This is a genomic window from Limnohabitans sp. 63ED37-2 (genome assembly GCF_001412535.1).
Classification (GTDB): Bacteria; Pseudomonadota; Gammaproteobacteria; order Burkholderiales; family Burkholderiaceae_C; genus Limnohabitans_A.
The window spans coordinates 755,733-773,485 of record NZ_CP011774.1 but is presented as its reverse complement, the minus strand read 5'-3'; the positions used below and the strand labels follow the sequence as shown (position 1 = coordinate 773,485).

At 59.3% G+C, this 17,753-nt stretch carries 16 protein-coding genes; 4 read left to right on the top strand and 12 right to left on the bottom strand.

Going from position 1 to position 17,753, the window contains the following annotated elements; translation table 11 throughout:
* The first annotated feature begins 58 nt into the window (after positions 1-58).
* A complete protein-coding gene (locus L63ED372_RS03675) occupies positions 59-1,957 on the top strand; it encodes a potassium transporter Kup (RefSeq protein ID WP_062403468.1) in 1,899 nt (632 codons plus the stop codon).
* A gap of 250 nt (positions 1,958-2,207) precedes the next feature.
* Positions 2,208-2,735 carry a GNAT family N-acetyltransferase gene (locus L63ED372_RS03670; protein WP_156343546.1) on the top strand — a complete coding sequence of 176 codons (528 nt, stop codon included), beginning with the start codon at positions 2,208-2,210 and terminating at the stop codon, positions 2,733-2,735.
* Between the two features lie 30 nt (positions 2,736-2,765).
* On the opposite strand, the gene L63ED372_RS03665 is transcribed toward L63ED372_RS03670, so the two are convergent.
* From L63ED372_RS03665 to L63ED372_RS03645, 5 genes are all read right to left on the bottom strand, one after another.
* Positions 2,766-3,065, bottom strand: a complete 300-nt coding sequence (locus tag L63ED372_RS03665; protein WP_062403461.1) for a hypothetical protein — start codon at positions 3,063-3,065, stop codon at positions 2,766-2,768.
* A 26-nt stretch (positions 3,066-3,091) separates the two neighbouring features.
* A complete protein-coding gene (gene thiS / locus L63ED372_RS03660) occupies positions 3,092-3,346 on the bottom strand; it encodes a sulfur carrier protein ThiS (RefSeq protein WP_062403458.1) in 255 nt (84 codons plus the stop codon).
* Between the two features lie 15 nt (positions 3,347-3,361).
* Complete coding sequence (locus L63ED372_RS03655; RefSeq protein ID WP_062403455.1) at positions 3,362-4,702, bottom strand: NAD(P)/FAD-dependent oxidoreductase; 1,341 nt, start codon at positions 4,700-4,702, stop codon at positions 3,362-3,364.
* A 111-nt stretch (positions 4,703-4,813) separates the two neighbouring features.
* Positions 4,814-6,661 carry an aldehyde ferredoxin oxidoreductase family protein gene (locus L63ED372_RS03650; protein ID WP_062403452.1) on the bottom strand — a complete coding sequence of 616 codons (1,848 nt, stop codon included), beginning with the start codon at positions 6,659-6,661 and terminating at the stop codon, positions 4,814-4,816.
* 23 nt (positions 6,662-6,684) lie between these two features.
* Positions 6,685-7,161 carry a 4Fe-4S dicluster domain-containing protein gene (locus tag L63ED372_RS03645; protein WP_019427650.1) on the bottom strand — a complete coding sequence of 159 codons (477 nt, stop codon included), beginning with the start codon at positions 7,159-7,161 and terminating at the stop codon, positions 6,685-6,687.
* 154 nt (positions 7,162-7,315) lie between these two features.
* On the opposite strand from L63ED372_RS03645, the gene L63ED372_RS03640 reads away from it, so the two are divergent.
* Positions 7,316-8,437 (top strand): helix-turn-helix domain-containing protein, encoded by a 1,122-nt coding sequence (locus L63ED372_RS03640; RefSeq protein ID WP_062403450.1) that lies wholly within the window; start codon positions 7,316-7,318, stop codon positions 8,435-8,437.
* Between the two features lie 12 nt (positions 8,438-8,449).
* Here L63ED372_RS03640 and L63ED372_RS03635 read toward each other — a convergent pair whose 3' ends face one another.
* Genes L63ED372_RS03635 through L63ED372_RS03625 form a run of 3 tightly spaced genes read right to left on the bottom strand, consistent with a single transcriptional unit; the run spans position 8,450 to position 10,724 of the window.
* The gene (locus L63ED372_RS03635; RefSeq protein WP_231624597.1) at positions 8,450-9,247 is read right to left on the bottom strand and encodes a substrate-binding domain-containing protein; all 798 of its coding nucleotides are present in this window, start codon (positions 9,245-9,247) and stop codon (positions 8,450-8,452) included.
* A 14-nt stretch (positions 9,248-9,261) separates the two neighbouring features.
* Positions 9,262-9,984, bottom strand: a complete 723-nt coding sequence (locus L63ED372_RS03630; protein ID WP_062403444.1) for an ATP-binding cassette domain-containing protein — start codon at positions 9,982-9,984, stop codon at positions 9,262-9,264.
* Entirely contained in the window at positions 9,981-10,724 is a 744-nt protein-coding gene (locus L63ED372_RS03625) for an ABC transporter permease (protein WP_062403441.1), read from the bottom strand. The genes L63ED372_RS03630 and L63ED372_RS03625 overlap by 4 nt, the downstream gene beginning before the upstream one ends.
* Positions 10,725-10,851: 127 nt before the next feature.
* Between L63ED372_RS03625 and L63ED372_RS03620 the strand changes: the two genes are divergently transcribed.
* Positions 10,852-11,955, top strand: a complete 1,104-nt coding sequence (locus L63ED372_RS03620) for a substrate-binding domain-containing protein (RefSeq protein WP_062403438.1) — start codon at positions 10,852-10,854, stop codon at positions 11,953-11,955.
* Between the two features lie 81 nt (positions 11,956-12,036).
* On the opposite strand, the gene L63ED372_RS03615 is transcribed toward L63ED372_RS03620, so the two are convergent.
* The 4 genes from L63ED372_RS03615 to dxs all read right to left on the bottom strand — a co-directional run bounded on the left by L63ED372_RS03615 (position 12,037) and on the right by dxs (position 17,752).
* Complete coding sequence (locus L63ED372_RS03615; RefSeq protein WP_062403435.1) at positions 12,037-13,836, bottom strand: TRAP transporter large permease; 1,800 nt, start codon at positions 13,834-13,836, stop codon at positions 12,037-12,039.
* Complete coding sequence (locus tag L63ED372_RS03610; protein ID WP_062403432.1) at positions 13,836-14,432, bottom strand: TRAP transporter small permease subunit; 597 nt, start codon at positions 14,430-14,432, stop codon at positions 13,836-13,838. Before L63ED372_RS03610 ends, L63ED372_RS03615 begins: the two co-directional genes overlap by 1 nt.
* A 201-nt stretch (positions 14,433-14,633) precedes the next feature.
* Positions 14,634-15,716, bottom strand: coding sequence for a TRAP transporter substrate-binding protein (locus tag L63ED372_RS03605; protein ID WP_062403430.1), 1,083 nt, complete (start codon positions 15,714-15,716; stop codon positions 14,634-14,636).
* 188 nt (positions 15,717-15,904) lie between these two features.
* Entirely contained in the window at positions 15,905-17,752 is a 1,848-nt protein-coding gene (gene dxs, locus L63ED372_RS03600) for a 1-deoxy-D-xylulose-5-phosphate synthase (protein WP_062403427.1), read from the bottom strand.
* Between the last annotated feature and the right edge of the window lies 1 nt (position 17,753).

The following is a 17,753-nucleotide window of genomic DNA, read 5'->3' as shown; positions in this document are numbered from 1 at the left end:
GGTGTGGGGCATCGTCGAGGCTATGTTCAGCAATGGAGCCTCCATGCAAAATTTCCCAATGTCCGATACGCCCAATCCAGATGATCAAACGCCTGGCAAACAGGGTCTCGCGGCACTCACATTGGCCGCTATAGGCATCGTTTATGGTGATATTGGCACCAGCCCTCTCTATACCGTGAAGGAAATTTTTGCGCCGCACACGGGTGTGCCTTTGGATGCCCTGCATTTGATCGGTGCGGTGTCCGCCATTTTCTGGGCGCTGATGCTGGTGGTGACTCTTAAGTACGTGATCCTGATTTTGCGCGCGGACAATCACGGTGAAGGGGGTGGACTGGCACTGACGGCGCTGGCAGCACACGCAGTTGAAAAGCGTCCGGCTCTGCGCCGCAGTTTGTTGTTGCTGGGTGTATTCGGTGCCACTTTGTTCTACGGAGACAGTTTGATCACCCCTGCCATTTCAGTGCTCGGTGCCATGGAAGGCTTGGAGGTTCTGACTCCGGCGCTCAAGCCCTATGTGGTTCCGGCAACGATGGCCATTTTGATTGGCCTTTTCTTCATGCAGCGTTTTGGGACTGCCGTGGTCGGGCGATTCTTTGGACCCATCATCATTTTGTGGTTCGTCGTGCTCGGCGCAGTGGGGGTGTGGCACATTGCTCAGCAGCCGGCCATTTTGGCCGCCTTGAACCCGCTGCACGCGTGGGAATTTCTGTCAAATCGCGGTTGGCACATGTTCGCAGCTGTGGGCGCGATCGTCCTGGCGTTGACGGGTGCGGAGGCGCTTTATGCTGACATGGGCCACTTCGGCCGCAAACCCATCCAAATCGCCTGGACCGGCTTGGTCTTACCGGGTCTGGCCCTCAACTACCTAGGCCAAGGCGCATTGCTGATGGGTGACCCGTCGGCCATCCAGAATCCGTTCTACCGCCTTTTCCCTGAAGCGTGGCTGATCCCCGCGCTGGTACTGGCCACACTGGCCGCCATCATTGCCTCGCAGGCGGTCATTTCAGGCGCTTATTCGCTGACCAAACAGGCGATGCAATTGGGCTTTTTGCCGCGCATGCGGGTGCACTACACCAGCGCTCGCGAAATGGGCCAAATTTATATGCCAGGGGTGAATTGGGCGCTGTTGGTGGGTGTGTTGGCCGTTGTCCTGTTTTTCGGCAGTTCGTCGGCACTGGCTAGCGCCTATGGCATTGCGGTCACTCTGACGATGATGATCACCACCATGCTGACGTACTTTGTGGTCAGTGAATCCTGGCGCATGCCAGCGCCTTTGGCCATCGGTGCCACTGTATTTTTCCTTTTCATTGATGCGCTGCTTGTGGCAGGTTGCGCCATCAAATTCCTGGATGGTGGCTGGTTCCCGCTGACACTAGGTCTGGCACTGTTCATTTTGATGAGCACCTGGCGGCGAGGTCGAGAGTTGATGATGGACAGCACTCGCCGAGATGGCCTGTCGCTGCAAGACTTCATCGACCAGCTCGATCCCGGCAGCGTGAACAAAGCAGAACGTACCGCTGTCTACGCGGTAGCCGACCCTGAGACTGTGCCCCAAGCGCTGCTGCACAACCTCAAACACAACCAGGTGCTGCATGTGCAGAACGTGATTCTCACGGTGCATTTCGAGGATGTCCCATGGGTTCCTTTGACACGCAGAGTAGACGTCAAACCACTGGGCAATAGCTTTTGGCGTGTGCAGGTGAACTATGGCTTTATGGATACACCAGACGTACCTAAAGCTCTGGAATTGACCTCGCCACACGGATTGTCGGTACCTGTGTTCGAGACAAGTTACTTTCTCAGCCGTGAAACCGTCGTACCGACCCCCGGAGCCGGCATGCCGATCTGGCGCGAAAAGCTCTTCGCCACCATGAGTCAAAACGCAGGCGGAGTGGTTGAATTTTTCAAATTACCAGGAAACGCGGTGGTGGAACTGGGTACTAGAATTTCCATCTGATGTTCAGGTGATTGGGGATTTCGAGCGCAATTTCCAATCTTAAAGACGTGACCCGCCAGACTGGACCCGTCGTTTTTTTCGACCAATGGTCAATGCGGAGTTCTCATACCCCCTTACTCCCCCGGCCATTTGCGGTTCTGGTGGTCAACAGCAAGGGCCCACCAACGGCGCAAGCATTCAGACGTCACACTCACGCACACCGTCAGTGATAGATTGAGCATCCAAACAGCAGCAACTGAACCCCCAAAGCATGGCCGTACCCCTCATCGAAACCGACCGATTGATCTTGCGTGCGCATCGCCATGATGACTTTCCTGCGCTGGCAGGCATCTGGGGAGACCCCGCAGTCACCCGATTCATCAGTGGCAAGCCTGCGACGCAGGAGGAGTGCTGGGCGCGGCTTCTTCGTTATGCCGGGCACTGGGCGTTGCTCGGCTTTGGGTATTGGGCCGTGCAAATGAAGGACGGTGACCAACTCATTGGCGACGTCGGTTTTGCGAACTGGGAAAGAAACATCAGTCCCTCCCTCGAGGGTTTGCCGGAAGGCGGTTGGGTGCTCTCAACCGAGGCGCATGGGCGCGGCCTCGCCACCGAGGCGGTGAACGCTGCGCTGGCATGGATGGATGCCACCTTCGGCGCCCAGACGACGGCGTGCATCATTGGCCCAGAGAATGCAGCCTCCATTCGGGTGGCTCAGAAGGCGGGGTACCAAGAACACTGCCGATCGGAATTCAAAGGATCCGAGGTGATCCAGTTTCGTCGCCAAGGGGCGTCTTGAATCGGCCTTCTACAGCCACTCGCGCCAAACTTACCCCCCACCGCGCTGCATCGTCAAATCAAAGCGCTTCATGAAGCGCTGACGCCCATCTTCTTGCACGCCTTCAAACACAAAAGACACGGCCAGCCGCTGCAAGCGCAGCAGCGCGATCACGCGTGGGGGCAGGATGCGCCATTGCAGTTGCAGATGGCCATCATCGATTTGTACGCGTGCTTGGCCGGTTCCCAGTTCAAAGGCGTGCTCGCCCAAGGCGCGGGGCAAGGCCGTCAACCATTCGGTTTCGCTGGTGCCCATGTCGCGCTCGAAGCGCTCGGGGTAGTAGGACTGCATGGGTTGGGTCGCCGCGTGTGCTGTGCTCAACCACCGGCCACGGGGGGCCAGATGGCGAGGACATCACCGTCGACCAAGGTGGTGGTGCCCCGGTCTTCAGGTTTGATGTATTTGCCGTTGACCAAGACCAGATGCACGAGCTTTGGCGGCATGCCAAAGGGCTCGATGATCTGGCTGATGCTGGCGTCCTGCGCCACATCCAGCGTGACCTGGTTGCTGCGCCGGGCCTCGGCAGGCAAATAGTCGGTCAGTGTGGCAAACAGTTTGAAAGTGATGTTCATGCGCAGATTGTCACTTCATCGGCGGCGTGCGTCTTGAGCACCGCTCCATCGCCCTTGACCTTGAGCGCAATCGAGGTAGGCGTCCACCAGCTTGGTCGGGTCGTGCATCAGGCGGTCTTTCCATTCACCCAAATGCACCTGGCCTTCGACCAGGCCGCGCATCACACCCACATGCTCAGTCCAGCCCACGCTGTTGCAGCCGATCATCACATCGTCCTTGAACTGCAAGCTCAAGTGACGACCCGCAGCTTTGTCGGTCAACACGGTCGACTGGCCTCCGGCCACGCCTTCCCAGTTGCCAAAACTGGTGGAGATCAAACCCAAGGTGTCGAGAACGTTGATTTGTGTGACACCTTTGAGCTCGGTCTTTTGTCCAACCATGTTGAGGGCTGCCACACGGGCCTGCTCGGCTGCGTTGGGCTGGATGGCACTCACAATCGTTTTGCCGCTGACCATGTCAAAGGCTTCGGCGCAGTCTCCTGCGGCGTAAATGCCGGGCACATTGGTTTGCAGGTGTTGGTCGGTCAACACGCCTTGCAGGCAGGTGATGCCGCTATCCTTCAAAAAACCAATCGCTGGGCGCACGCCCGTGGCGCTGATGACCAGATCGGCCTCGACGGTTTGGCCGTTGGACAAGCGGACCTGCAGCGGGCCACCCGCATCGTCAGACCCCAAGCCCACTGCGGAAGCCAGCTTGCCGAGCAAGCCTTTTTCAGCGCCTTGGCTGATGGCTTCGACCTTGGTGCCGGTGAACACCTGCACGCCTTTGGCCTCGCACCAGTCGCGGATCATGCCGCCCGCCACTGGGCCCATCATGCGGGGCACCATGCGATCACCCATCTCCACCACGCTCAGCTTGACGCCACGCGCGGCCAGCGCTTCCATGATGATGCAGCCAATGAAGCCCGCGCCCATTTGCAGTACACGGGCACCTGGCTTGGCCAGCGCCTGGATGGCGCGGGCGTCTTCCAACGTCCAGCATGGGTGCACGCCGGGCAGGTCTATGCCCGCAATTGGTGGGCGCACAGGGTGTGAACCGGTCGCGATCAACAATTTGTCAAAAGCCATCGACTGGCCGTTGTCCAGATGCACCGTTTTGCCTGCCGCGTCCACACGCGTCACCTTGGCCTTGACTTGCGTGATGCGCAAATCGTCAAAGTGGGTGGCGCTCTTGCGCAGGTAGGTGCCCTGCTCTTCGATGTTGCCGATCAGCAAATAAGGGATGGCCATGCGCGAATACGGCGCATCGGGCTCGTCGCCCACCAGGGTGATGGTGTCGTTCGGGGCGTGTTTGCGCAGGGTCTCGGCGGCGATGACGCCGGCAGGGCCTGCGCCCAAGATGACGTGGTGGGTCATGAATCGGACTCCAGAAACAGGTAGCGGCCCGCAGGCCGCTTGATTTCCTGTAGAAGCGCACCCCTACGGTGACGGCTTCACGAGCAGGCGCTCGCTCCTACAGGGGCAAGGTCACAAACCCAGACGTTCCCGGGTGGCCGATGTTGGACGGCCTTCGCCATCCCAGCCGCGGGCGTCGTAGTACTTGGGCAGCATTTCGTCCAACTTGCTGACCATGCCTTTGCCGGGGCCGGTTTTGGCGGCTTCGGTCATCAGGCGCTTGGGCAGGTTGTCGTCGGCCTTGGTGAAGCCGGCGGCGTTGTTGAAGTCGCGCTCCATGTTCCAGATGCGCTCACCGATGTGGTTCAGGTGCTCCATGGTGAACTCTTCGCCGCAAGCGGCTTGCACCTGAGGCGCCACGTCAGCCAAAGTCCAGGCAAAGCTGGTGAAGACGCAAATGCCGGCCGAGTCAAAGGCGGCGGTTGCATCCTGGAAGGCCTTGACCAACTCGGGCTTGCCTTCGTGCTCGGTGGGCTCGGTCTTGACCGGGATGCCCAGCACTTCAGAGGCGATGGTGTAGCCGCGCAGGTGGCAAGCACCACGGTTGGACGTGGCGTAAGCCAAGCCAATGCCTTGGATCACACGACCGTCATAGGCCGGAAATTCCTGGCCCTTGACGCTCATGGACAGGTCGGGGTGGCCATATTTGGCGGTCAGGCGCTTGGAGCCCATGCCAATTTCCTTGCCAAAACCAATGCCCTTGGCCGTCATGTCGACGAACTCGCAAAGCGCTTGGGCCGAGCCAAAGGGTGCTTCCACACCGATTTGCTCTTTGGTCAGCACGCCCATTTCGTAGAGTTCCATCACCGCACCGATGGTGGCACCGAAGCTGATCGGGTCAAAGCCTTCTTCGTTGCAGATCATGTTGGCGTACTGCAGGGCTTCGAGGTCTTTCACGCCGTTGGCTGCGCCCAACGCCCAAGCTGCTTCGTATTCCAGGCCGCCGTTGGCGCCCCAATACTCAGGCTTGTTCTTGACCGAGAAGTGGCCCTCATCGATCTTGCTGATGCGCCCGCAGGCGATGGTGCAACCAAAGCAAGCTTGGTTGGTCACCAGGTGCTTTTTGCCGTCGGTCTCGCGGGGCGTGACCATGGCTTCGGCCGAGATGTCTTTCGCGCTTTCGAATTGCACATCACGGTGATTGCGAGTGGGCAAACCGCCCACTTCGTTGATCACGTTCATCAGCACCTGGGTGCCATAAGCCGGCAGGCCCTGTCCCGTGACCGCGTTGTCGGCCAGCACTTTTTTGGCCGCCTTGGCCGCAGCCATGAAAGCCTTGGGGTTTTGGATGTTGCCCACGCCCTTGGTGCCGCGCACCGCAATGGCTTTGAGGTTCTTGCTGCCCATGACGGTGCCCACGCCGGAGCGGCCAGCCGCGCGGTGCAGGTCGTTCACCACGGCGGCATACAGCACGCCGTTTTCGCCAGCCTTCCCGATGCTGCAGACACGCAGCAGCGGGTCTTGCAAGCTGGACTTGAGAATTTCCTCGGTCTTCCAGACACTTTGGCCCCACAGGTGACTCGCATCGCGCAACTCGGCTTCGTCGTCGCTGATGTGCAGGTACACGGGCTTGGCCGATGCACCTTCAAAAATGACCATGTCCCAACCGGCCATTTTGAGCTCAGCGCCCCAATAGCCACCCGAGTTGGAGCAAGCGATTGCGCCAGTCAGTGGGCTCTTGGTGATGACGGTGTAACGGCCGCCAGTGGAGGCCATGGTGCCGGTCAGTGGGCCTGTGGCCCAGACGATTTTGTTGTCAGCCGACAGCGGGTCGACTTTGGGGTCGATCTCGCTGATCAGGTATTTGCTGCCCAAACCGCGTGAGCCGAGGTAGGCCTTGGCCCACTCCATGTTCAGCGGTTCGGATTTGACGGTGCCAGCCGTGAGGTTGACGCGGAGAATTTTTCCAGCCCAAGACATGTTGATGCTCCTAGTGGGGGGATTTAAGAGGCCGAGGGCTGATTGCCCAACTTGTCGGCCCACTGCTTCATCTTGTCGATGCCGGTCCAGTTGGCATCCACGAATGTGATGGCGCCGGTGGGGCAGGCGTCGGCGCAGGCCGGATCGCCACCGCACAGGTCGCACTTTTGCACCTTGCCGGTCTCTTGCACATAGTTGATAGTGCCGAATGGGCAAGCGATGGTGCAAACCTTGCAGCCCACGCAAGTGGACTCGTTGACCACTTTGGCGCCCGTGGCTTTGTCCACCGTGATGGCTTCCACAGGGCAGGCATGCAGGCACCAGGCTTCGTCGCACTGGGTGCAGGTGTAGGGCACTTTTTTGCCGGTGTGGTGGAAGTCAAACACCTTGATGCGGGATTTGGAGGTGGCGTATGTGCCGTAGTTCTCGAAAGAACAGGCCATTTCGCACTGCAAGCAGCCGGTACATTTGTCCGGATTGATGTGCAGGACTTTCTGCATGTGTGTCTCCTGTGAGGTGTCGGACTGTTCAAGCCCACGCTTATGAATCAAAATGCATAGCCATTGTTGGTGATGCCCTCTGCAAACCGATACGGATTAACCCTAGGTTTCTCAGGGTTGTCCTCAAAAATTCTCAGCTTGATACACATCTGACATGCCACTGACTGCCCACCACAGCGACCGCTTGCAGCGGATTGAACAAGCCCGTGACCTGGTGTTTCAGGGGCAATCCGAGGCACATGCCAGCGGCGTGTCCCCTTGGATTGCCCAGTCTTGGCAGCGCTGCCTGTCCATGGGCCTGCAGCCGGGCCAAGCGGTGGGTTTTGACGCCATATCGGCCCAACACATGGGCCGCGTGCAAGAAGCCAGCCGCCCCTTGGTGCTGGCGGCCCAGCCGGTGCTGGCCGAGTTGGCGCGGGCCATTGCCGACATTCGATATTTCGCCATCCTGACCAATGCCCAAGGCATTGTGGTCGATGTGCACGGCCCGGTGGACCGACAAGACCGCCGCGCCGAGGTGATCGCCCGCGTAGGGGTGGATTTGTCCGAAAAATCGGTGGGCACCACCGCCATCAGCGCCGCCCTGACCGAGTTGCAGCCCGTGTGGCTGCACCGGGGCGAACATTTCTTTCAGGACACGGGGGTCTACAGCTGCGCCGGGGCACCGGTTTTTGGCCCGGATGGCCTGTGCGCGGGCATGCTGGACCTGACGGGCATCGAGACCACCGAACGCCCTGCCCTCAAACATCTGGTGCGACGATCGGCCCGCAGCATCGAAAACAGCTGGCTGCTGTCCACCGACCATGCGCTGGTGCTGCGCCTGAACTGGCCCGGTAACCAACCCGGTGACGACAGCGATGGGCTGATCACACTCGACCACAACGGCCAGATCGTGGGGGCCAACCCGACTGCGCGGCAAATGCTGTCCATGTCGTCTGGCATCGAAGGCCAAACGCTGCACGCCAGCGAGGTGTTCGCCTCGCCATGGGAAAACCTGTTCGACGCGGCCAGCCGGCAAGCCAGTGCGCAAGAGTTGCCGCTGTGGTCTGGCCTGCGTTTGCAAACCCAAGCCCTGCGCCCGGGCACCCGCCCAGAGGCCGCGCACAGCGCGAAGACCACTGAGCGTGTGCCTGTTGCCAAGCCCCTCAAGGATGTGCAGACGGACATGATCCGCGAAGCCGTCCAGCAAGCGCGTGGCAACGTGGCCGAAGCCGCCCGCAAACTGGGCATCAGCCGCGCCACGGTTTACCGCAAGCTCGGTTTGCCCAAAAGCTGATCCAGCCTCAGATCACTTGCCCGCATTGGGGAAGAACAGCTGCTCCCCGCCAATTTTGTAGTCGGCCACCACAGCCTGACCTGCGGCCGAGGTGATCCAGTCCACGAACTTCTGCGCATCGGCCTGCTTGACATGCGCATGTTTGGCGGGGTTGACCACCATCACGCCGTATTGGTTGAAGAGACGTTGGTCACCCTCCACCAAAATCGCCAGATCGGCCCGGTTTTTGAAGTTCAGCCAAGTGGCTCGATCGGCCAGGACATAGGCGCCCGAAGACGCCGCGATGTTCAAAGCCGGGCCCATGCCGCAGCCACACTCTTTGTAGCCACTGCCTTTTTTCTCGCTCAAGTTGGCCATCTTCCAAAAACGCAATTCGGCCGCGTGTGTGCCGCTCTTGTCACCGCGCGAGAAAAAGGCAGCATTACCAGCCGACAACTTGGACAAAGCCGCCACAATGTCTTTGCCTTTCACACCGGCCGGGTCTGCTTTGGGGCCAATCAAGACAAAGTCGTTGTACATCACCGGCAAGCGCTTGATGCCAAAGCCATCGGCGACAAATTTTTCTTCGGCCACCTGGTCGTGCACAAACACCACATCGGCGTCACCGCGCCGCGCCATGTCCAGCGCCTGGCCCGTGCCCAGGGCCACCACCTTCACATCCAACCCGCTGGCTTTCTTGAAGGCAGGCAAGAGGTGGGCAAACAAGCCCGACTGCTCGGTGGAGGTAGTCGACGACATCACGATGGACTGGGCTTGTGCCCACACCGAGGTGGTCGCCAACACCGCACACACCCAGACGCGACGGGTCATGGAAGATAGGTAGGTCATGAAAGCTCTCCTTGAACAAAAGCATGGGCTGCCGGGCTGCGCTCAGCCAGCAGTTCGGGGTTGAAAAAATCGGCCACAGGCAAGTCGGCCATCACTTGACCAAACTCCAGATAAATGACGCGGGTGGCCAAGCGTTTGACTTGGCCCAGGTTGTGGCTGGCCCAGACCAAAGTCAAAGGGCGATCTTGGGCACCCGCAAATTCGGCCATCAGGGCTTCGACTTCGCGTTTGGCGTGCGGGTCCAGGCTGGCCGTGGGTTCGTCCAGCAGCAGCACATCGGGCTGTCGCGCCCAAGCGCGGGCCAAGGCCAAGCGCTGCTGCTGCCCGCCCGACAACTGGCGGCCGTTTTGCTGCCCCACAGACAACAAACCTACGCGCTCCAAGGCCTGCAGTGCCAGCGCCTTGGCAGCGGCCCAAGACAGGCCTCGTGTGCGGTCCAGCCACAAGCCCAGGGCCACATTGTTCTGTGCCGACAGGCGCAACAAATGCGGCCTTTGGAACAGCATGGCCTGGCGCACACCCGGCGCTTGTTGCACCCGGCCTTGTGTGGGCGGCACCAGTCCATGCAAGGTGCGCAGCAAAGTGCTTTTGCCCGAGCCATTGGCCCCCACCAGCGCCACGCGCTCACCCGCCTCAATGCGCAAGCTCACGCCCGTCAAGGCCGCTTGTGCCCCCAGTTGCACGCTCACCGCGTCCAGACCGATCTGCACGGCGCTCATGGCTGCACCCCCAGGGTTCTGCCTTCAGGCGCGGGCCGCGTGTTGCGCCGCTCACCCCAAAGGCGCAGCCCCGCCACCAGCGCATTGAGCAGCAGCACCACCGCCAACAAAACCATGCCCAGCCCCAGCGCCAGCGGCAAATCGCCCTTGCTGGTTTCCAGTGCAATGGCGGTGGTCATGACGCGCGTGAAGCCGTCGATGTTGCCGCCCACGATCATCACCGCACCCACCTCTGAGATGGCGCGGCCAAAGGCGGTCACGCCAATGGTGAGCAAGGCCAGGCGTTCGTCCCAAGCCAGCAACAAGCTGCGCACCCAAGGCCCTGCGCCGAGCGAGGCCCACTGCTCGCCATGCTGGCGCTCCACGTCTTCGACCACCTGGCGCGTGAGCGCGGCCACCACCGGCACCACCAAAATGAACTGGGCCAGCACCATGGCCTTGAAGCTGAACATCCAGCCCAAAAAACCCAAAGGCCCGGTGCGCGACAACAGCAAATACACCACCAGGCCCACCACCACCGATGGCAGCGCCAGCAATGTGTTCAAACCCACCAGCACCGCACCCCGGCCGCGAAACCGCGACACAGCCAGCCAAGCCCCCAGCGCCACACCCACACCATAGGCCAGCAGGCAGGCCGTGGCGCTGACAGCGAGGGACCGGGTGACCACCACCCACAGGGCAGGATCAAAAGAAGTGACGAGGTTCAGCGCCGTCAGGACGCTGTCGGTGAAGGTGTTCATAAGCTGGCATGGATGCTACTGGAGGAAAACAGCGCAAGCTCTAAGGGATGTCCGTTATGAAATGCATTGCATAGGCCCAGGAATGCCCCGGGACGGCCCCCCATGGGAATGAGGCAAACTCCCCCCTGTGCAACACATCAACCTTTCTTACAGCTGGACACCCCACCAAGCGCAAACCGAGCAGCGTGACCAGACCAGCCCTTTGCGCAACCCCTTGATGGACATGCTGCAAGCCGTGCGGGCAACCGGCTCCATTGCGGGCGCAGCCCGGGTTTTGCAGTTGTCCTATCGCCATGTTTGGGGCGAACTCAAACGCTGGGAACAGGTGCTGGCCCAGCCTTTGATCCTGTGGGAAAAAGGCCAGGCTGGCCGCCTGACGGAATTTGCCGACAAACTGCTGTGGGCCGAACGCCAGGCGCAAGCCCGACTGGCGCCACAGATCAGCACCTTGCAAGCCGAACTGGAAAAAACCTTTGCGGTGGCCTTTGACCCCGACAGCCATTTGTTGACGGTCTACGCCAGCCACGACGACGCGCTGGTCAAACTCAGGGAGCACAGTGCCAGCCAATCCCTGCACCTGGACATGCGCTTTTGTGGCAGTGTGGACGCGATTCGCGCCTTGAACGAAGGCCGATGCACGGTCGCGGGGTTTCATGCCCCCTTGCAACCCGATGCCAGCACCTTGACCGCCCGCACTTACAAGCCCTTGCTGAAAACCGGCCAGCACAAACTCATTGGATTTGCCACCCGCGAACAAGGCTGGATGGTGGCCCCGGGCAACCCCCTGAACATCACGGGTTGGAACGACCTGAGGCGCCCGGAGCTCCGGCTGGTCAACCGGACACTGGGCACGGGCACACGGTTGCTGCTGGACCAATGGCTAGAAAACCAAACCCCATCGGCCAACCGGCCCACCGGCTACGAGCACGAAGAGCCCTCGCACTCTGCTGTCGCCACACGCATCGCCTCGGGCCACGCAGATTTGGGCTTGGGCATCGCATCGGCTGCGCACGCCCAAAAACTGGATTTTGTGCCCCTGACACAAGAGCATTACTGGCTGGTGTGCTTGAAATCGGCCTTGAACAACCCGGCCGTGATCGCCTTGCGGCAGGTTCTGCAAAGCGCCGACTGGCAGCACCTGCTGAGCCAACAAACGGGCTACCGCTTGCACGAAGAAGCAGGTCAGATCCAATCGCTCAAGCAATGCCTGCCATGGTGGCCTCATCGGTGAGAAACCTGTCTTTAAACCACTTGCCCACAAAAAAACCGCGCCTGAGCGCGGTTTTTTTGTGGTTGCAGAGAGGACTTGTCCTTACTTTTTCGGCTCGGTGGCCATCAAAGCTTTGAGCGCATCGTCATCTGACTTTTGGCTGCTTTCGTCTTCAGCAGACTCATCGGGTTTGAGGGCGTCATCAGCGCCTGGGTCACCCGCATTGGAAGAGCTTTCCAGCTGCATCATCACTTCGTTGGCGTCAAGCTTGGTGCCCTCGTCCATCCCGCCCGTGACCATACCGGGGTACATGATGACAGCCACCACCATGATCAGCTGCAGAATGATGAAAGCGATCGAGCCTTTGTAAATTTCCGTGGTCTTGACCGATGGAATCAAAGCCCCGGTGACCCGGTCTTTGTAATCGTTCTTAGGAGCCACACTGCGCAAATAAAACAGTGCAAAGCCAAAGGGCGGCGTCAAGAAAGACGTTTGCAGGTTCATCGCGATGATCACACCAAACCAGATCATGGCCTGATCAGGGGTCATGCCGGGGACCATGGCGGGGAGGATTTTCTCTGCCACAGGCGCCAGGATCGGGATCACAATGAAGGCGATTTCAAAGAAGTCGATGAAACATCCCAAGATGAAAATCAGGATGTTGACCACGATCAAGAAGCCAATCGCACCCCCCGGCATGTTGGTGAACAAATGCTCCACCCAGATGTGGCCGTCGGCCGCATTGAAGGTGAAACTGAACACGGTCGAGCCGATCAGGATGAACAGCACAAAAGAAGCCAACTTGGCCGTGCTGTCGAGCGCCTGACGAGACAAGTCCATAGAAAACTTACCCTTGACCACGGCCAGCACCACAGCACCCAAAGCCCCCATGGCACCGCCTTCAGTGGGCGTGGCCACACCGAGGAAAATCGTTCCCAAAACCAGGAAGATCAAGATCAGGGGGGGCATCAGCACGAATGTCACCTGCTCTGCCAATTTAGAGAGCAGGCCCATTTTGGTGACACGGTTGACGATGGACAGCGCCAAACCGGTCAAGGAAGCCACCGTCATCGACATGATGATGATTTCATCACCCGCCGCAGGCTGCGTGCGGCCGATCATGCCGCCAATGATCTGGTCGTGGATCTGAGCCCAGCCATAACCGATCAAAGCACACAGGGCCAACAGGACCAGCAGCGAGCGGTGACCCGATGCGCCGTTGTCTTCTCGGTAAATGCGGGCTTCAGGGGGCAAGGCAGGCACCATGTCGGGCTTGACCAGCGCCACCACCACGATGAACAAGATGTACAAACCGACCAGCAACAGACCGGGAATCAAGGCACCGGCATACATGTCGCCCACCGAGCGACCCAATTGGTCGGCCAACACAATCAGCACCAAGGAGGGCGGAATGGCTTGTGCCAAGGTGCCCGAAGCGGTGATGGTGCCTGTTGCAATAGTTCGGCTGTAACCGTAGCGCAACATGATGGGCAAGGAGATCAAACCCATCGAAATCACAGCGGCCGCCACAACACCTGTGGTCGCTGCCAACAAGGCGCCGACCAAAATGACCGCAATGGCCACACCGCCGCGCACGGGTCCAAAGACCTGACCGACGGTTTCGAGCAGGTCTTCGGCCATGCCTGAGCGTTCAAGAATGATGCCCATGAAGGTGAAAAACGGAATCGCCAAGAGCGTGTCGTTTTGCATGATCCCGAAGATCCGCAGGGGCAAGGCTTGGAACAAAGAGGCCGGGAACAAACCCGCTTCCATGCCAATAAAACCAAAACCCAAGCCGCAAGCGGCCAAGGCAAACGCCACCGGAAAGCCTGTCAACAACAGGACAAACAGGCCAACGAACATGAGGGGCACAAATTGTTGTGCCAGGAACGAGGCTTCCATCAACGGTCTCCCTGAGCTTGTGTCATTTTTTCGAGTTCAGCGGCCCGCTTTTGATCGTCCGAGAGTGCTTCTTCCGTGGACAACACATCGGGTCCCTGGCCTTGCAGAAAGGCCCAGCGCTTGACCATCTCGGACAGACCTTGCAGCTGCAACAAGAAAAAACCCAGAGGAATCAAGGCATAAGCTGGCCAACGAACCAAGCCACCGGCGTTTTGAGACATCTCCCCACTCACCAAGGCCTGAACAAACAAGGGCCAAGACAGGTAGATGGAAAGCAGGCAAAAGGGCGTCAACACCAAGGCAAAGCCCCAAAAGTCAATCCAGTTGCGGGCACGATCGGTCAAGCGGCTTGAAATGAAGTCGATCCGAACATGCGAATTGCGCAGCAAGCCGTAACCGGCCCCCAGCAAAAACACACCCGCGAACAGGTACCACTGAATCTCGAGCAAAGAGTTGGAACTCATGTCGAACATCTTGCGCACAATCGCATTGCCAGCGCTGATGACCGTGGTCAACAAAATCAACCAACCGGTGAATTTGCCCACTTTCAGATTGAGCGCATCAATCCAGCGGGAACACATTAGTAAAGAGCCCATATTGGCATCTCCATGGATTAAAACTGGCGTGATTGTAAGGTGCCGCCAAGCTGAAAAGACGGCGTTGGCAGCCATGCTGGTTTGAAATTTTCCGGCATGGATTGAAGCTTTTTTCAATCAACAAAAAACCCCACCCTTGTGACAAGGGTGGGGTTGACTCAACAGGTCCGGCAGCACTTGAGGTGCCACCTAAAACCCAAATTACAGCTTGGCGCCTTGCATGAAGCTGTCAAAACGCGCTTCGGTGAAGCGGAACCACAGGTTGGACTCGGCACGGAACTTGGAGTAGTCGTCGTAGATTTTTTTCCAGTTGGGGTTCTTGGCCGACAACTCGCTGTACAGCGCCATCGATTCCTTGAACGCGGCGTCCATCACGGGCTTGGGGAAGGCGACCAGTTTGGTCTTGTTGGCCACCAGCTGCTTCAAGGCACCGGGGTTGCGGGCGTCGTACTTGGCTTGCATTTCGGTGTGTGCGTAGGCCGCAGCGCACTCGACAATCGCCTTGTACTCAGACGAAAGGCTGTCATAGGCCTTTTGGTTGATGTACAGGTCAAGCTGAGGACCACCTTCCCACCAGCCTGGGTAGTGGTAGAAAGGCGCCACTTTGAAGAAGCCCAGCTTCTGGTCGTCGTATGGACCCACCCACTCGGCGGCATCGATCGTGCCTTTTTCCAGGGCTTGGTAAATTTCGCCGCCAGGAATGTTCTGGGGAACACCACCCAAACGCTCAATCACTTTGCCAGCAAAGCCGCCCACGCGGAATTTCAAGCCTTTGTAATCGTTGACGGTCTTGATTTCCTTGCGGAACCAGCCGCCCATCTGAGCGCCTGTGTTGCCCATGGGGAAGCTCATGATGTCGTACTGCTTGTAGAACTCGCGCATCAGCTTCAAGCCATTGCCGTCATACATCCAAGCCGACATTTGGCGGCTGTTCAAGCCGAAGGGGATCGCGCAGCCCAGTGCGAATGTTTCGTCTTTGCCAAAATAGTAGTAAGGCGCGGTGTGGGCCATTTCCACGGTGCCGTTTTTCACCGCATCCACGATGCCGGGCATGGGAACCAGTTCACCAGCGGCGTGCACAGAAATTTCGAATTTTCCGCCAGTCAATTCCTTGACTTTCTTGGAAAAGGTTTCAGCAGCGCCATAGATGGTATCCAAGGCCTTGGGGAAACCGGAAGTCAGGCGCCAGCGCAAATTTGCTTGGGCTTGAACCAAAGCAGGCGCAGCACCAGCGGCCAGCACACCAGCCAAACCAGTGTTCTTGATGACGGAACGACGATCCATGAACGGACTCCTATTGAAAAGATGAAAGACTACCCGAGACATCCGGGTGGGATTCAGAAACCGAATCTTATTGTAGGAAGCTGCAACAACCAAAAAGACAGGGGTTTACCCTTTTTTTGTGAATGAAATTCAACAAAGTTGAAGCAAGGCCAAAAATTGAAAGATTTTCAAGCCTGCTTGAATTCCATTCAATCAGGCCAGCGCTGACGGATGGTCGCCTCCATGCCCGCCGCATCCAAGCCTTGCAGCGCCAACAACTTGGCAGGGTCGCCGTGTTCGATGAACTCGTCGGGCAGGCCCAGGTGAAGCACGGAGCGCTGCAGGTTCAACTGCTGCAGGACCTCACCCACCGCGCTGCCCGCACCGCCCATGACGCAACCCTCTTCCACCGTCACCAAACGCTCGTGGCTTTGGGCGATCTGCGCAAGTAAGTCCACATCGAGGGGTTTGACCCAACGCATGTTGACCACCGTGGCGTTGAGCTTTTCAGCGGCCTGCAGGGCCGGAGCCAGCAAAGTGCCAAAGGCCAAGATCGCCAATTTTTCGCCTTGGCGGCGCACTTCGCCTTTGCCAAAAGGCAAGGTGTCCAGATCACGCCCGGGCTCGGTGCCCACGCCTGCACCGCGCGGGTAACGCACGGCCACCGGGTGGTTTTGGGCGTAAGCGGTGCTGAGCAGTTGGCGGCACTCGCGCTCGTCAGCCGGGCAAGCCAGGCTCATGTTGGGGATGCAGCGGATGTAGGCAATGTCGTAGGCCCCCGCGTGGGTGGCCCCGTCGGCGCCCACCAAACCCGCGCGGTCCAAGGCGAACACGACAGGCAGGTTTTGCAGCGCCACATCGTGGATCAGCTGGTCGTAGCCGCGCTGCAAGAAGGTGGAGTAAATGGCCACAACGGGTTTCAGGCCTTCACAAGCCATGCCCGCAGCAAAAGTCACAGCGTGCTGCTCGGCAATGCCCACGTCGTAATAGCGCTTAGGGAACCGCTGGTGGAAAGCCACCATGCCCGAGCCCTCGCGCATGGCGGGGGTGATGCCCACCAGGCGCATGTCCTTTTCGGCCATGTCGCACAGCCACTGGCCAAACACCTGGGTGAAGGTGGTTTTGGCAGGGGTGGCCGCGGGCACCAGGCCCACGCTCGGGTCGAACTTGCCGGGGCCGTGGTAGGCCACCGGGTCGGCTTCGGCCTTGTCATAGCCCTGGCCTTTTTTGGTGACCACATGCAAAAACTGCGGGCCGTCCAGATGCTTGATGTTCTCCAGCGTCGGGATGAGCGACTCGAGGTCGTGCCCGTCGATCGGGCCAATGTAGTTGAAGCCGAACTTCTCGAACAGCGTGGCGGGCACCACCATGCCTTTGGCGTGTTCTTCCAGGCGCTTGGCCAGCTCAAACAGCGGCGGTGCATTTTTCAACACGTTCTTGGCCCCGGCCTTGGCCGCCGAATAAAAACGCCCGCTCATGAGCTGGGCCAAATAGCGGTTGAGCGCCCCCACGGGTGGGCTGATCGACATGTCGTTGTCGTTCAGGATCACCAGCAGCTTGCACTCTTCAACGCCTGCATTATTCAGGGCTTCAAAAGCCATACCGGCCGTCATGGCACCGTCGCCGATCACGGCGATCGAGTGGCGCGACTCGCCTTTTTGGCGAGCTGCCACGGCCATGCCCAAAGCGGCCGAAATGCTGGTGGACGAGTGCGCGGTGCCAAAGGTGTCGTATTCGCTCTCGTCGCGGCGCGGAAAACCCGACAGGCCGCCGAATTGACGCAGCGAGGGCATGCGGTCGCGCCGACCCGTGAGGATTTTGTGGGGGTAAGTCTGGTGGCCCACGTCCCAAACGATGCGGTCTTCCGGTGTGTTGAAGACGTAGTGCAAAGCCACCGTCAATTCCACCGTGCCCAGGTTGGAGCTCAGGTGCCCGCCAGTTTTGGAGACGTTGTCGAGCACGCAGTGGCGCAACTCGTCGGCCAACTGGGGCAAATCAGTGCGCTGCAGGCGGCGCAGATCGGCCGGGGAGTCGATGGTCTTGAGCAAATCGGTCATG

Bases quoted from the DNA above. Each gene is read 5' to 3' on its own strand.
- L63ED372_RS03675 (WP_062403468.1), top strand. From the start codon at position 59: ATGTCCGATACGCCCAATCCAGATGATCAAACGCCTGGCAAACAGGGT.
- L63ED372_RS03670 (WP_156343546.1), top strand. From the start codon at position 2,208: ATGGCCGTACCCCTCATCGAAACCGACCGATTGATCTTGCGTGCGCAT.
- L63ED372_RS03665 (WP_062403461.1), bottom strand. From the start codon at position 3,065: ATGCAGTCCTACTACCCCGAGCGCTTCGAGCGCGACATGGGCACCAGC.
- thiS (WP_062403458.1), bottom strand. From the start codon at position 3,346: ATGAACATCACTTTCAAACTGTTTGCCACACTGACCGACTATTTGCCT.
- L63ED372_RS03655 (WP_062403455.1), bottom strand. From the start codon at position 4,702: ATGACCCACCACGTCATCTTGGGCGCAGGCCCTGCCGGCGTCATCGCC.
- L63ED372_RS03650 (WP_062403452.1), bottom strand. From the start codon at position 6,661: ATGTCTTGGGCTGGAAAAATTCTCCGCGTCAACCTCACGGCTGGCACC.
- L63ED372_RS03645 (WP_019427650.1), bottom strand. From the start codon at position 7,161: ATGCAGAAAGTCCTGCACATCAATCCGGACAAATGTACCGGCTGCTTG.
- L63ED372_RS03640 (WP_062403450.1), top strand. From the start codon at position 7,316: ATGCCACTGACTGCCCACCACAGCGACCGCTTGCAGCGGATTGAACAA.
- L63ED372_RS03635 (WP_231624597.1), bottom strand. From the start codon at position 9,247: ATGACCCGTCGCGTCTGGGTGTGTGCGGTGTTGGCGACCACCTCGGTG.
- L63ED372_RS03630 (WP_062403444.1), bottom strand. From the start codon at position 9,984: ATGAGCGCCGTGCAGATCGGTCTGGACGCGGTGAGCGTGCAACTGGGG.
- L63ED372_RS03625 (WP_062403441.1), bottom strand. From the start codon at position 10,724: ATGAACACCTTCACCGACAGCGTCCTGACGGCGCTGAACCTCGTCACT.
- L63ED372_RS03615 (WP_062403435.1), bottom strand. From the start codon at position 13,836: ATGGAAGCCTCGTTCCTGGCACAACAATTTGTGCCCCTCATGTTCGTT.
- L63ED372_RS03610 (WP_062403432.1), bottom strand. From the start codon at position 14,432: ATGGGCTCTTTACTAATGTGTTCCCGCTGGATTGATGCGCTCAATCTG.
- L63ED372_RS03605 (WP_062403430.1), bottom strand. From the start codon at position 15,716: ATGGATCGTCGTTCCGTCATCAAGAACACTGGTTTGGCTGGTGTGCTG.
- dxs (WP_062403427.1), bottom strand. From the start codon at position 17,752: ATGACCGATTTGCTCAAGACCATCGACTCCCCGGCCGATCTGCGCCGC.